The 14,745-nt window shown below is 47.6% G+C and carries 13 protein-coding genes; 2 read left to right on the top strand and 11 right to left on the bottom strand.

The genetic code is table 11. From position 1 onward, the window contains the following. The 4 genes from WMO44_RS11875 to WMO44_RS11860 form a co-directional block, all read right to left on the bottom strand. Positions 1-1,142 (bottom strand): recombinase family protein (locus WMO44_RS11875; protein ID WP_349152713.1); only part of this gene is annotated, 1,142 nt, incomplete at its 3' end. Then, entirely contained in the window at positions 1,126-2,658 is a 1,533-nt protein-coding gene (locus WMO44_RS11870; RefSeq protein WP_349152712.1) for a recombinase family protein, read from the bottom strand. The genes WMO44_RS11870 and WMO44_RS11875, both read right to left, overlap by 17 nt. Then, positions 2,655-4,307, bottom strand: a complete 1,653-nt coding sequence (locus tag WMO44_RS11865) for a recombinase family protein (RefSeq protein WP_349152711.1) — start codon at positions 4,305-4,307, stop codon at positions 2,655-2,657. The genes WMO44_RS11870 and WMO44_RS11865 overlap by 4 nt, the downstream gene beginning before the upstream one ends. A gap of 157 nt (positions 4,308-4,464) precedes the next feature. Then, entirely contained in the window at positions 4,465-4,626 is a 162-nt protein-coding gene (locus WMO44_RS11860) for a hypothetical protein (RefSeq protein ID WP_022256728.1), read from the bottom strand. Positions 4,627-5,016: 390 nt separating this feature from the next. Here WMO44_RS11860 and WMO44_RS11855 point away from each other — a divergent pair, with 390 nt between their 5' ends. Both WMO44_RS11855 and WMO44_RS11850 read left to right on the top strand, forming a co-directional pair. Further along, positions 5,017-5,409, top strand: coding sequence for a plasmid mobilization protein (locus tag WMO44_RS11855; RefSeq protein ID WP_349152710.1), 393 nt, complete (start codon positions 5,017-5,019; stop codon positions 5,407-5,409). Continuing rightward, a complete protein-coding gene (locus tag WMO44_RS11850) occupies positions 5,381-6,985 on the top strand; it encodes a relaxase/mobilization nuclease domain-containing protein (RefSeq protein WP_349152709.1) in 1,605 nt (534 codons plus the stop codon). The genes WMO44_RS11855 and WMO44_RS11850 overlap by 29 nt, the downstream gene beginning before the upstream one ends. A gap of 66 nt (positions 6,986-7,051) precedes the next feature. On the opposite strand, the gene WMO44_RS11845 is transcribed toward WMO44_RS11850, so the two are convergent. From WMO44_RS11845 to WMO44_RS11815, 7 genes are all read right to left on the bottom strand, one after another. Further along, entirely contained in the window at positions 7,052-7,852 is an 801-nt protein-coding gene (locus WMO44_RS11845) for a hypothetical protein (protein WP_349152708.1), read from the bottom strand. Between the two features lie 46 nt (positions 7,853-7,898). Then, positions 7,899-8,684 carry an ImmA/IrrE family metallo-endopeptidase gene (locus WMO44_RS11840; protein ID WP_113998512.1) on the bottom strand — a complete coding sequence of 262 codons (786 nt, stop codon included), beginning with the start codon at positions 8,682-8,684 and terminating at the stop codon, positions 7,899-7,901. 12 nt (positions 8,685-8,696) lie between these two features. After that, positions 8,697-9,059: a helix-turn-helix domain-containing protein gene (locus WMO44_RS11835; RefSeq protein WP_022256733.1), complete on the bottom strand. Its 363-nt coding sequence runs from the start codon at positions 9,057-9,059 to the stop codon at positions 8,697-8,699. Positions 9,060-9,205: 146 nt separating this feature from the next. Beyond that, positions 9,206-9,994, bottom strand: coding sequence for a YodL domain-containing protein (locus WMO44_RS11830; RefSeq protein WP_349152707.1), 789 nt, complete (start codon positions 9,992-9,994; stop codon positions 9,206-9,208). A 14-nt stretch (positions 9,995-10,008) separates the two neighbouring features. Continuing rightward, positions 10,009-10,242: a transposon-transfer assisting family protein gene (locus tag WMO44_RS11825; protein ID WP_349152706.1), complete on the bottom strand. Its 234-nt coding sequence runs from the start codon at positions 10,240-10,242 to the stop codon at positions 10,009-10,011. Next, positions 10,239-14,270: a DUF3849 domain-containing protein gene (locus WMO44_RS11820; protein ID WP_349152705.1), complete on the bottom strand. Its 4,032-nt coding sequence runs from the start codon at positions 14,268-14,270 to the stop codon at positions 10,239-10,241. The genes WMO44_RS11825 and WMO44_RS11820 overlap by 4 nt, the downstream gene beginning before the upstream one ends. Then, positions 14,260-14,721, bottom strand: a complete 462-nt coding sequence (locus WMO44_RS11815) for an XF1762 family protein (RefSeq protein WP_097779735.1) — start codon at positions 14,719-14,721, stop codon at positions 14,260-14,262. Before WMO44_RS11815 ends, WMO44_RS11820 begins: the two co-directional genes overlap by 11 nt. Positions 14,722-14,745 lie beyond the last annotated feature (24 nt).

The following is a 14,745-nucleotide window of genomic DNA, read 5'->3' as shown; positions in this document are numbered from 1 at the left end:
GCCTTGCAGATGTAATAGCAGACCTTTTTACTTTCTTCCGCTCCATGCGGCAGTCGTTCAAACTCCATCGGTCTGCCACAGTCTGCACAAAACACCATTCCTGCAAGGTCATTCTGATATTCTGTCCGAATCTGCTCCGACTTTGCTCTTACGGTATGGAATACCGCTCGATTCTTGTCCAAGATTTTTTGCACCTTTTCAAAATCATCCCTTGCGATGATAGCCGGATGTGTGTCCTTTGCTACATACCACTGTTCTTTCGGAAGGTCGCGCTTGTCCTGTCCTGCGAATAACTTCTGTGTACTTTTATTGTTGATGGTATCTCCCACATAGGTTTGATTTTCCAGAATGTGCCGAATCGTGGTTACGCCCCACTTTTTACAGGTAAGCACTTCTTTCTCCTCAACAATTTTTCTATGCCACTCCCGTGGAGTCGGAACCTGCAGCAATGTCATTCGTCGAGCGATTTCAAAAATTGGTACGCCCATCAGTTCCCACTGGAAAATCAACTGCACATAAAATGCAGCTTCCGGGTCAATTTCATTACGCTTTGTCACGGGGTTCCGAATATAGCCATACGGAGCATCGTTTCCGACTGCATAGCCTGCTTCTTTTTTGCGTTGCAAGGAAGTCCATATCTTTTTGGATATGTCTTTCGCATACATCGCATTGACCATATTCCGAATCGGAAGGGCCAGACTTTCCATGTCCTCTTTGCGCGTACTGTCAAAATTATCTGTAACGGCAATCAGTCGAACGCCCAAAAATGGGAACACTGTTTCGATATAGTATCCTGCTTCCAGATAGTTACGGCCAAAACGCGAGAGGTCTTTCACCACGATGCACTTGATTTTCTTCTGCCGTACATCGTTCATCAGGCGGGTAAATGCAGGCCGCTTAAAATTCGTTCCCGTAAAACCATTGTCGAAGTAGGTGTCCACATAACTCAGTTCACTGCTGCGATTGATATAATCCTGCACCAGCGCGATCTGCGTTTCCATGCTTTCTTCTTTTTCTTCATCCTCAACAGAAAGCCGCCCATAGATTGCCGCAGGCATTTTTGCTTCTTCCAGTTCCGGGAGCAGCACAGAAACTGCCGCCTGTTCCGGCTGCGGGAGATTTTTTCTACTCTTTCGTGCCACTGTCTGTACCCTCCACTTCTATCCGACTAAGCATCTGTTTCCATTCATCCGTTTTCATGGTCAGGCTGATTTCTGCCTGTCCATCGTCCAGTAATGTAACCGTGACCTGCTCGATATACTTTTTGACAAAATTACGGTCAAGTTCCTCCGGGGTCTTATACTGTGCCATCTGCTGAATCCATGGATTGCGCAGGCTCAACGCCCGTTCCCATACCAGCGTATCTTCCATAATTGCCGTAAGCCGCTCATTCAGTTTCCGATGCGCTTCTTCATAGTCCATCAGTTCCGCATGGTACTGTTCTTCGGTGATTTCATTTGCCATATAACTTTCATACAGCGGCACACGGCGAAACTGTTCCATATTCAGTTCGGCCAGAATGGACTTCATCTGCACAGACCTCTCGGCCCGGACGACCTCAATCGCTTTCTTGCCTGCTCCCTGCTGAATCGCCGCAGCCAGCTTTTCTTCTTCCAGATGTTCCAGTTCCAGAGCATCCATCACATTTTTATAAATGGTAGCTGCCGGAACTTTCAGATTCTTTCCGTTTTCCTTGTGTGCGCGGCAGTAACGGCAATAGAAAAGTTCCTCCCCTGTTTTCTTATCCTTGTGCCAGCAAAGTGCGCGTCCACAGGTGCAGACAATGTGCTTTGCCAGCGGGTTCGGTTTTTTGTAGCTTTTCCGAATGGAGATTTTGTTTTCGTCCTCGCGCATATTGCACGGGAACGCCTGAAACTGTTCTTTGGTTATGTATGGTTCGTGGCAGTTTTCTGCAATGATCTGGCGGCTTCCATTTGCCGCCGCACCCGTATAAGTCGGGTTTCGGAATAAGCACCTCAACATATCCGTTGTCCACTGGTCTGGTTCTGCATCATAAGGCTTTCCCAAAATTCTCTTTTTGTGTCTCATTGGGGGTTCAACACCCTGCTCATTTAACCACTTTGCAATGTCACGCATTTTCTGACCGGACGCATATCTGGAAAAAGCCTCGCTTAAATAAGGAGCGACTTCTTCATCCTTTATCATGTTGCTTTCGCCATTCCTGCGGATATAGCCAAATGGAACAGAGTTTGTCAGCCGGAATCCTGCGCCTTGTTTCTTTCTCCACGCAAACATGATTTCTGCGTGCATCTCACAGCGTTTTGCTTCAAAATAGTCCTCGACTTCTTTTCGGCTGGCTGTTCTGGTGTCCAAATTCTCCTCCAGCACGATCAGGTCGATGCCCGTCGCATAGAGCGTTTCCTTGATTGCCTGTCGTGCCGCCGGGAAATCCGGCCCACAGTAGTACATGGATGCCACAATAATGCAATCAAATTTTCGCTCTACGCCATCATCGGTCATTTGGTCAAACGCGGTGCGCGCCTTTTCATCGTTCTTGCGGTCAGAATACTTTTTCAGCAAATCCAGTTCTTTATGTTCCGCCAGATATGCCGCAATACGCTGATTCTGCTCGGCAATCGCCAGTTCACCTTGATGGTTCTTCCATGGAAGCGTCCGGGTATAGCTTACACACTTCATACTGCATTTCCTTCCGTTTGAACACTACTGCAATATTCCAGCACATTGCGAATTTCCTGATCGAAGCGGTACTGGATATGAATGTGTTCCTTATCATAGACGGTGATGCTCTCTACCAGTTCCACCAGAATGCGGCGGTTCAGGCTCGTCAGATTTTGGTAGGACTTGAAATCTTCAATCCACGGCAGATGCTCCACATCCAGATTGTTCAGGCAATCCCTCTGGCGGTTCATTTCTGCTTTGGCCTTACGGATAGCTTCAACCTTTTCATTAAAGGAATGGCTGAACTCTTTGTACTCCTCCTGGCTGACGATGCCATTGCTCATATCCTCATAAAGCTGGCGGCGCAAGGTCTGATATTTTTGTTCTTCCTGCTCCAGCATTTTCAAATGCTCTTCCACAGATTTCAGTCTGCGTTCATTCTTGGGAATCTCATTGATTTCATCCAGACGATGTTCCAGTCCACTGATCTGCTGGATTTTTCCCTGCAATGCGGCCAGCACCACCTCTTCCAACTTACTTTCGCTGATAAGATGCGAGGAACAGCCCAGACCGTTGTGGTTTGTGACGCAGTGCAGATAAATATATTTCTTTCCGTTTTTTGATACGGTACGCCGCACCATGTTCTGTCCACAGCCGCCGCAGCGAACGATGCCCGAAAATAGATTTACAGTCTGCTGGCCTTTCGATGCGCAGGTGTCCAGCTTCAAAACTTCCTGCACCGTATCGAACAGCTTTTGCGGAATGATTGCTTCGTGCATATTGGGAACTCTGATCCAGCCGGATTCTTCCACATCCCGAATTTTCTTGATTTTGTAATTGATTTTCTGACGTCGGCCCTGCACCATCGTCCCTGTGTAGACTTCATTTTTCAGAATCCGAAGCACCTGAATCGCCTGCCACTTTGCATGAGTGCCAGCTTTGAACCCACTATGGTAATTCAAACCGCACAGCCGTTTGTACTCGCTGGGGGCCAGCACATTCTCGCTGTTCAGCTGTTCGGCAATCGCCTGTGCGCTCATACCTTCCAGTTTTCTGCGGTAGATAGAACGGACAATATCTGCTGCATACTCGTCTACCACCAGACGGTTTTTGTTCCGTTCATCTTTGCAGTAGCCGTAGATTGCATAGCCACCGATGAACTCTCCTTTGCGCCGTTTCATGTCCAACTGGCTGCGCACCTTGATGGAAATATCCCGGCAGTAGGAATCGTTCAGAAGATTCTTGAACGGAACTACTATACTGTCCGAATCACTGCTCTCGGAATTTGCATTGTCATAGTTGTCATTGATAGCGATGAAGCGAATCCCCATCATCGGGAAAATCTGTTCCAGATACTTTCCCATCTCGATGTAGTTACGGCCAAGTCGGGATAAGTCCTTGACGATGATGCAGTTGATTTTGCCGGATTTAATATCCTCCATCATCCGCTTAAAGCCCGGACGTTCAAAGTTGGTTCCTGTGTAGCCATCATCAGCGTACTCTTCGACCAAATGCAGTCCTGGCCGTTCTGCAGCAAAATCTCGAATCAGTTCTCTCTGATTGCCGATGCTGTTGCTCTCAGCCTTGTCGCCATCCTCGATGGACAATCTCAGATAGGCCGCTGCCCGTATGCCTTTATTCTTTTCCTTGTAAAAAAACAAAGCCATTAAACCTCCCGTCTCCACGCATATTGCATGGTAAAATCCAGAAAGTTAATGGCTTTTGATTGCACTATTCACTTAACCCGTCTGTATTTTACCAAGCTGCCGCACAAAAATCAAGCTGCTGCGCACATTTTTTCAGAATTTCAAAAATTGTTCTTGTTCAGTGCTTTCCCATGCTCTGCAACAGACAATCCCACAGTTCGCTGCCTTCTGACCGAAATGATTCATATACGGTAATGCCCTTGATGACGGCTTTTCTGTGATGCTTAGGCTCCGTATGCTCCTGCTTGGGCTTTTCGTCAAATCGTTCTTTCTGCTTCATGGAAATCAATCCCCCTTTACTAATATGAATTCAGAAAGGCATTGGGGGATACAGTGTTTGAAAAAATTACAGAAAATTTTGAAAAGTGTATCCTGCATCGGGGCTTCGGATTCATATTTATAGAAGCATCTTTTTTGATGGGCCTGCGGAATACGGCAAAACGCTGGGGCTTTTCTCTCTTAGCGCAAGATTCGCCCATAGTAACTCAAAACTCACTTTCGTGATTTTCGTTCCCGGCAATCTTGATGGGGATTCCGTTCCCCATTCCCACGGTACGCACAAAATCTCAGATTTTGGCTATCTGGCTCCACATGAATGTGTTCGCAGCCGAACGCCTACGGCTTATCGGGAGTTGCTTTGCAACTATAAAAAACGCAGGAGGATCAAACTATGGCACGACCAAAAAAGGCAGAAAGCATCAGACGCACAAGCAATGTAATGGTTCGTTTCAGCAGCATTGAATATGAACTGGTGGCCGGATATGCAAAAGATGCTGGTTATCCCATCTCCACTTTTGTGCGCAAGCAGGCTCTATCTGAAAAAGTGACTGTCAACTACAACATCGTTGCCGATATTGGTGAAATTCAGAAGTTGACTGCTCAAGCTGCTGGCATCGGGAATAACCTCAACCAGATTGCTCGCTATTTCCACGGCGGCGGTCTGGCATCACGCGGAATGTTGGAAGAACTAAAGAAGTGCATTGCGGAAATCCGTGAATTGCGGCAGGAAATCGTTCAGCTTGGAGGTGCATATCGTGGCAATTCTAAAACACATTGCAAGTAAAAATGCCAATTACGGGAGTGCCATCGACTATCTGAAATACCAGCACGATGAATTTCATCTGGTTCCCGTTCTGGATGAAAGCGGGAATATGCTGCTTCGGGAAGAATTTTACCTTGATGGGCTGAACTGCAATCCCGAAACCTTCGACCTTGAATGTGAACTGTTAAACCAGCAGCACCATAAGAACAACACCTATGATGAAATCAAAAGCCACCACTACATTATCAGCCATGACCCCAGAGATAACGCCGACCACGATTTAACAGGAGAACGTGCACAGGCCATCGGGCTGGAATACGCAAAGGCTAATTTTCCGGGGCATCAGGCTTTGGTCTGCACCCATACAGATGGCAATAACGGCACAGGCAACATCCATACCCACATCATAATCAACAGCCTTCGCAAATTCGATATAGAGCCTCAGACCTACACCGAACGGCCAATCGACTGCAAGGCTGGATACAAGCACCACCTTACCAAAGACTATCTGAGGCACCTGCAAAAATCCTTGATGGATATTTGCCAGCGCGAAGGGCTGCATCAGGTCGATCTGCTCTCCCCTGCTGCGGATAAAATCACACAACAGGAGTACCATGCGCAGCGGCGCGGGCAACTGAATCTGGACATCGCAAACATGGAACTCCTGGGCGATGGCATTACACCCATGCACACCACCTTTGAAACCGATAAAGAAAAAATCCGCAATGCCATTTCTGACATTGCGGAACGTGCCACATCTTTTGAGGAGTTTCAGCGATTATTAAAAGCAGAATACGGAATTTTGGTAAAAGACCATCGCGGACGATTCAGCTATCTTCCTGCTGACCGACAGAAATTTATTTCTGCACGCGCTCTCGGTTCTAATTATGACCGCGACAGGCTTCTCCGCATTTTTGCAGAAAATGCGCGGAACAAAGAACGGAACAATCCTCATTGGGCAGCAGATGATCCTATGGCTATTTTGTTCATTAAGTCTGACCTGCGCCTTGTGGTTGACTTGCAGACCTGCGTAAAAGCACAGCAGAGCCGCGCCTATGCGCAGAAAGTCAAGATTTCCAATTTGCAGCAGATGGCACGAACAGTCGCTTATGTGCAGGAACATGGATACGATTCTTACGAAAAACTCTTCGATACCACTGACGCCATTCAATCTAAAATGGCAAAAGCCCGAAGTGATGCCAAATTCACCGAAGCAAAATTGAAAAAAGTCAATGAGCAGATTTGTTATTTAGGCCAGTATCTTTCTACAAAATCAGTCTATGGTGATTTCTTGAAATCAGGCAATAAGAAATCTTTCCGTCAGGCTCATGCAGAGGATATTGCCAAATATGAAGAAGCCCTCCGCATCCTAAAGCAGCACTCCCCAGATGGAAGGTTTCCGACCATGAAAGACCTCCGGGCTGAAAAGGAGCAGTTTACCATTCAGAAAGATGCCCAGTATGACACCTACCACTATTTCAAAGATTACCACAGGGAACTCCAGACTGTATGTGCCAATGTAGATAACATTCTGGGAACAGAACGAGAAGCACGGCGCGAACAGCAGCAATCCCGAAAGAACGAACACTCTCGATAAAACAAAAAGCCAGCCCTGGTCTTTCCTGCGAAAGACTAGGGCTGACCCTTTTCTACCATATTACTCTTAGAACAGGATTTGAACTGTCGCATCCTGAATCAAATCAATGAACTGCTCTTTCGTTATAACTTCTTTGCGGCAAATAATCGACTTATCCGCTTGCTGCCGTGTATAAGTCAATTTTCTATCATCGTGGCGAAGCTGCCGCACCGCATCCAAAGTCAAGGCGCCCTCACGATACATCTGACACAAAATAAAGTCATTTGACTTAAAGGCCACCGAAATCGGAGAATCCAGCGCAGGAGTAAATTCAGAATTTCCCGTTAAGATACGCTCTGCATTCGTTTGGAACTCATGCGCATCCGTATCCTGCGTGTAGATTGTCAGGCTGTCCACTCCATCATGATACCACGCGAATATTTCAGCAAGGATCGTCAACGAGATTTCTCCCGCATTCTTTTTAAGAGTGCGACCCGTTGACAGCGTTCTTCCATGAATCGGCCATTCATCGTACAGCCGGTTCATCCATTCCTCTGCGGAAGGCAAGTCAATCAGATCTTCGGTTTTTACTTTTCTGCGAAGGAAGCGCATCAACTCTGACACACGCGATACCGCAGCTTCAACGATGTAGTACAGGTTCACATCTTCATCATTGACAAAAGCACCGTACTTTGTTTCATCAATCCAACGAATAGGATACCCTTGTGCCTGAAGCTGCTCAACATAGGTGCTTCTGTATGTAGAATCCTCAATTTCCTCCATTACCCACTTTGGTATCAGAATCAAATCGTATACGCTGAGGATTCCATCAGATGGATAACTTCTCTGGCTCAACTCGTGCATAAATGCCAGTGATGAGTTATCCATAAGTGCTATTTTGGTCTCCCCAGCATATTCTTTATACTCTGGTATATTAAGCATCGGCCTCTCCCGTCAGCATTTTAAATTCACTTAAAACCGTTTTCAGAAATGCTTCATTGTCTTTATGGTATTCCACTTCCGGCTCATTGCGAATCGTCTTATTGATTTTCTCTTGTAGCGGACTTACATTTACTACATACGAAGGCCGTACAAGGGAATCATCCAATCCCAAATCGCGGAATCTCTGTGCAATATCTTCAACCTGCACATCAAAGTTTTCCTTAACTTCTTCCGCAATAGCCGTATTCCCATTCTTTACTGCACTTTCATACAGAGAAATCAGCACCGCCTTATAGGGAGCTTGGAAAGCGTTCATGCACTGAAACGCTTTTGCTTGGAACTCCATATCCTTTAAGCCCTCAAAATACGGCATAAGGTTTCCCAGAAGCATAAGCGCAGCAAAGTATTCTGCTTTTCGTTCTTCCATCAGGATTTCGGATTCAATCAAATGGTCAAAAGAAACTTCATCAAACAATAGATGATAAATCTCATGCCACGCAGTAAAATACTGATTTGCTCTCGGAAGTGCCGTATTTATCAAGGGGATTCGTTTTCCATCCCGAACAAAAATCGCTCCGCTCAAATAGTGATTATCAATCGGCAGCTGTATCAAACCATACGGTCTTAAAATCTGTAACGCCAACTGTATCGGAGAATTTATCTGCATCGGATTGTATTTTGACCAGATAAGCGAAGCACTCTGCTTCATCTGTTCCTCAATGACTTCGTTCCTTTTGATAACTTCATCTAAGTTGGCTGCTGTAATTCGCTCACTCATAGCCTTCCGCCTTTAATAATAAACACTGCAAAGGTTTAGAATATCCTGCAACAGATCGTACTCTATCTTTGCCTTATCATTCATCTGATAATCAATCGGCGCATTCTGCGAGTACACGGCATCTACACTTTGCACCCTCGGTGAAAATCCCATCAAGGTATCCGGGTCAATGCTCAAACTGGTAAGAATTTTATTCAAATGCTTATCGAATGTACTTTTACTATCTATCTCGCCATTCAAAATCTTATCTAAAGTAGGGCGAGAAATCTCTGTTTTCTTGCAGAACGATACTTTTGAGAATCCATTGCTGCGAATATAGTCCTTTAATTTTGTCCCTGTCAGTTTTCTCATTTCAAAAAGTTCATCAAAACGCATTTTTCATCTCTCCCTTCTGCTATTATTATATACCATCAACTTCGGGAAATCAATCGCATTGTAAAAAAGTTTTTTACATTTTTGATTCTAACGCAAAAAAGATGGCCTCCTTTTTGGGGAAGCCATCTCAACGATATTACGGTATTTTAACTTTTTCGGCTTCTTTCCTGTTCCTGCCGCGGCGCATTGTCTTTTTGTCGCCGCTCAGCCTGCTTAATATGCAGCCGATCAAGCACCGACCACCTGCCGCCAATGCGCCGGGGCTTTTTCGGTGCATTGTTGACGCAGCCATCTATCATATTGTAATTTTGCTCTGTGCCGGATTCTTTGGCACGTTCCGCTGTGCCGTTTTCAAAGAACTTCTGATGGTGCAGCAGTTCAGGTTTTGGGCCTTGCATGAAAGCGCGCATCTTTCTGGTAGCTTCTCCATCGAAACCTAAAGCTGTCTGCGTCACAAAGGCTCCACTCTCGTGAAGAATAATGCTCGGCGGTGGATTCTTCGTTTGTTCACTTCTCATCTGAACAAACCGCTGACCATCGACCTCCACTTCATCCGATACCAGCCATGTGCCTTTTTGTCCTGCCACCTGATAGCCGCCCTCATCAAGAATTAGGTATGTGCCACTCTGGGGCCTTGGAAAAAAGCCGTTGAATCTCACCAACCTATCCTTATCAACATAGAAAAAAGAGGTTTTGCCTGCCGCAGTCAATCCGATCACATCACTGACCCCAAATTTTCTAATTTTGAATTTGTCCGGGTTAATGTTTTCCATCTTTTTACGAATCGCTTCCTCGCCCATTCCTCGCGTAGCCGTACCGGAATAGCCCGTACCATAATTGTCTGCAGTTATCATAAAGCCATGCTGAATCTGGTATTCATAGCTGCGGCAGCGATACTCACGGTTTTTATCAGAATTGTCGATCTGGTAAATCACAAATATATCTGAACTCATTTTCCTATATCATCCTCCGGCCTATGCCATTCTAGTTCCAGCCCCTTGAACTGCTGCTCATTCAACTGCTGCATCTTCTGGATGGTCTGCTGGACAAGCGCAGACATCTCTGCATCCTCTGCCACAAGCGGCTGAACCTCCGTCAACACTTGAATCGTATCTTTGAGTGCCGGCTGCTCAAACATCGCCATCAGCATCAATTCCAGTTCATCAAAGCGTACATTGCTCATAACTCCATCCCTTTCTTTTTCGCTTTCTTCGGCTTATCCTGTTCCTGTGCAGGCTGATCCTGTTTCTTGGCTTTCAGACTGCGCAGGGCATCCAGAACAGACTTTTTCGTACTGTCGCGTTCCTGCTCCTTACTCTGCTGTCGTGCCGCCATCAGTTTTTCCATATCGGAGATTGCCTGCTGCACCAGCTTATCATCCCTGAAGTAGTTGATGAAATTGATGTTCTCGCGCTGCACTTTATCGTTCACGACCAGCTCATACATTCCAACAAAGCCACCATCTTCCTCGATGCAGAATCCAATGCACTTGTCGGCGTTCATCCGTTCAGACGGAATCTTGTCGTAGGCTTCCAATGCTTCTTCCATAGTCAGATGGTCGTGGAACTCTCCTGCAAACGTAAACTCCAAACACTCCGCAACATAAAAGCTGAGCGTTTCTTCCGGCGCAGGTCTTTCTGCAGCGAGTTTTTCTTTCAAAACTTCTGCCTGCTGTTCCGCCACCGTATCAGCCTGTTCCCGCAGTTCTGCCGCGTCCATGACTTTACCCTCTGCCACATCGCAGCCGAACTCTGCCAGCAGCTCCGTCATAGCCTCCTGCACGGATTTATCTCCATCCGTTTCGAGGATGCCGCCGTCCCGTTCTATGAAGTCTTTATTATATAAGGTATAGTCGAAACCATCCTCACAGGTCTGGATATGGAAATAGGCATCCGGCAATTCGTAGGCCAGCTCCACATCCTGCACGGCTAAGGCCCCCTGTAACGGATGCACAACATGATTCTGGATATACGGGTTATCCCAGCCAGGAACCGTTTTATAGTCCTCTACGATGGTGTCAAGGCCGTTCTTGCACTGCAAAATATCCAGTGAACCCGGCAGCGGATCAGGATTTTTCTCCACGCCCAAGGCTTTCATGCAATGGTTCGGAAGTGCCTGATACTGTGACATTGCATCATCCAGATTGCCGAACCGCTCAATTTTCAAAGGCGCGGCTTGCAAATTTTCGACCACATAGAACTGCTTTACGAAAGGCTGCTCCTGTTCTTTCCGTGCTTCCAGTTCTTTTCGGAACATCGTTACAAAGCCATCCAGCACAGCCGGATGACTGTCAACCACCCAATCCGTGCGGAAGGTCATGCGGTCTGCATTATGCTCCGGGGTGCTGACCTGCTCTGCCCATTCCTTATTGCCGTGAGAAAAGCGGCCATCGTAGCTTTTATGGTGCAGAGTATTTGCCAGAATGTAGCCCACGCGCTCCATGCCGTACTGCCGCACCACCTGATCGACTGCACCATCGCCAAGGTACATCCCGTCATAATTATCCGCAATCGCTTCATGGATTGCCTGCTTGCACTCTCTGTTCAGCCGATAGGATGTGCGGTATAAATCCACCTCGTCATTTTCTTTGGCATAGCTGAACGGCTCGTAGTAAACAGGCACATCCGAATAGTCCTGTGCGCTGTTGTCCGGCACCGGCACAGCCTTTTCAATGATCTCTGACACCACATCTTCTTTTTTCGGCATATTCCATTTTTCAGAGAAGTATTTCTGCACTGCTTCCTGAAAATCTTCATCGAAGCCGTTCCACAAATCCTCTGCCACCAGCTTGCCCTGCTCATTGACTGCAACGCAGGCCGCCATATCGCCGTGTTCCTCATGCTCCAGCAGGAAGAACTTCTCCCCACCGACTTCCGTTTCATCAACAGCATACCATGTGCCGATATGCCCTTCGACTGCGATATGGTCGGAATCGCCGTGGATCAGTCCGTTCCTTTTCTGCTGCTGTTCCTCCATAAACTCCCGCACGGTCAACTCTACGCCCGTGAAGTTCAGCCCTTCCTCACCAAGTTCCAGCCGCCCCTCCGCGCCAAGGTCAAGTTCTTCGGCCATCAGAACAGCTGCCGCATGGTTCACCACCACAGTTTTCTCCACTGTAATGGGCTGGCCTGGGTCGTAGTCCGAGCCGCGCAGATCATAGCGATATAAGCCATCCGGCACATCTTCATCCCGCAGTCGGCCATTGCTGAAAAGACCCGGCTTATCAAAGATTTCGATTTCCTGCAATTCCTCGTTCAGAAGGTTTTCTTTCTGCAAATCTACATTCCTTTCCTTGAAAAATTCCGGCAGTTCAGCAAATCCAATACTGTCCACATAGTAGGCTTTGACCGTACTGCCATCATTGAGTACCACCACATCACTGACCGACAGCGAATGCCCTGTAAAGTCTGCCGGGCGCTGGATATTGAACCGTTCATAAGTGCCATCCAGCGTATCCTTGTCCGTAAGCGGTGCGGCATAGATCAGGTCATAATCTGCACGGGAAACCGTCATGCCTTTCTTCTGCACATAGTCCAGCCCCATGAAACGATAGTTATGTTCCGGGTCACGCTCTGTAATCTGATAAATGCCGAACTGCTTTTCGCTGCCATACAGCAGCACATTTTCCTGTTCTGTCATGTTCCTCTCCTGTTCCAAATCTGCTATTGCAATCTGGAAGGTATCACTTCCGCGCTCGATTTCCTCTCGTGCAGTGACAAGAATCGGCCACGGACTGATGCGGACAAGATAAATCTGCTTTCCCTCGTCATACAGCCGCAGAGCCTGTTCACGGTTTATCACTGTCAGCGGAAAATCCGGGCGCGCATACTCGTCCTCTGCATAATCTTCCCGTTGCTCCAGCAGGATCGCATCCCATGCGTCTGCCTTAATGCCGAAAATGCCATCGTGCTGCTCGATCTCCTCTTGGCTTACATAATCACCTGCCGTGCCATCACGGAACAACGGATAGATCCTCTCACCCAGCCGATGCCATTCCCGTGCGCCCTCTTTCGTCAGCGGCAGCACATCATCTTTCCGGTAGCCATAGTCGTGCATTTCCGAAAGACCAATCATCCCATCCGGGAGATTTTCGATTTTCTCCTGCACATCGTACATCAGGCGGTTGACTTCTTCTTTGTCATCCTCGGCCAGTGCAGCCGCCAGACCGTTCACCAGTTCTTCCGTTGCTGCCCGATCATCCAGCTTGAAAGCAAAATTTACGATGAGATTTCGCTGCTCATCATCAAAAATCGTTTTTTCCTGCTCCTTATTGGCAATCAACTTTTCCGCATACTGCATCGCGGTCATGCGCTCTGCGCTCCTTTCCGCGACTGCCGCTTCCAGCTTTTCCAGAAAGTTGGCTGCGGTCAATCGAATCGTATCCATCGAATCTTTCAGTTCCTTCATCTCCTTGCCGCTGGCCCAGCTTGCCACATACGGAAATGAATAATCGGATGTGTCAATGCCCAGAGCCGAGCAGACCGTAAATGCAATGCTTTCGGCTTCGGTTTCCTTTGTAAGCCGGTCTTTTTCCTCGCCGTTCTGCTTCATGAAATCGCTGTTATGCAGCATCGCATGAGCAACCTCGTGGATCATCGTCTTTATGGTCTGGCTCTCGCCCATGCCGACCTGAATGCAGATTTCTTTGTCTGCATCACTGTAATAGCCTTTGGCATCCCCTTCGATTTCATCAAACCGCATCGGCACAGGCGATACCTGCTCGATTGCCGCCGTAAGCAGCGCATAGTCTTTGACGCTGGCCGTCAGTTCGTTCACTTCCAGCGATGGAATCGGTTTCCCATCGGTCTGTGAAACATCAAAAACCGTCGTCACTCGGAAGCGCGGAACCACATACTCCACACGTTCCATTTCCGGTTCACCGTTTTCGTTCAGCACAGCCAAGCCCGTATCCTTGTCGATTTTCTCTCGCTCCTCGACTTCCTTAATGGGAGCCGGAGCGATGATCTGGATGCCCTTTTCGCCTTTTTTAACGTAACGGTTAAACTTATTCTTCCATGCGTTAAACCCTGCCACCAGTGTGGCATCGGGCCGCTGCATAGCGATCAACAGCGTATTATTGAAGCTGTAATTGTGGAATTTCGCCATCGTGCGCAGATACGTCGTATACATTTCCGAAGTGAAAATGTCCTTTACGCCCTGCTCCAGCCGTTCCGTGATTTCTTTCATCTGCTGTTTGCGGTCAACTGCCATGCAAGCCCTCCTTTTTCTTGACCCATCGTGTTTTCATCTGGCGCGGATATTGGTCGGCCTGTTTTGGTGCTTTTGCACCGTTCCATTCCAAGCCTCCGGCTCTGCCCTCACAGGTGTAGCCGGCAGCTTTCAGGGAGCTGCCATTCTCAGTGTCCAGAATGTAGGTAACAACTTTGTTGTAGCCCATGGCCCGTGCTGCACGGTATGCCGCCGCATACAAAATACTGCAAGCGTTCGGCGTTCCATCCGTACACAGGCGATTGACTTCCAACGTGTAGCCATCGTCCAGCCTCCGCGCTACGGGTCTACCGCAGATAGCAACCCCTACCAATGCGCCATTGTCCGATACGCCGATAGAGAATTTATGTCCTCGTGTCGGCTTATGGTGGCGGTGATACTGCTGTACAAATGCGTTTGCCGTTTTCAGATTGATCGGTGTTAATGTCAGCAAATGCCCTCCTTTTTCAAAAATACC

Source organism: Faecalibacterium tardum, assembly GCF_040096515.1.
Lineage (GTDB): Bacteria > Bacillota > Clostridia > Oscillospirales > Ruminococcaceae > Faecalibacterium > Faecalibacterium tardum.
Note: the sequence above shows the minus strand (reverse complement) of the source record. Positions and strands in the feature narration are given on the sequence as shown.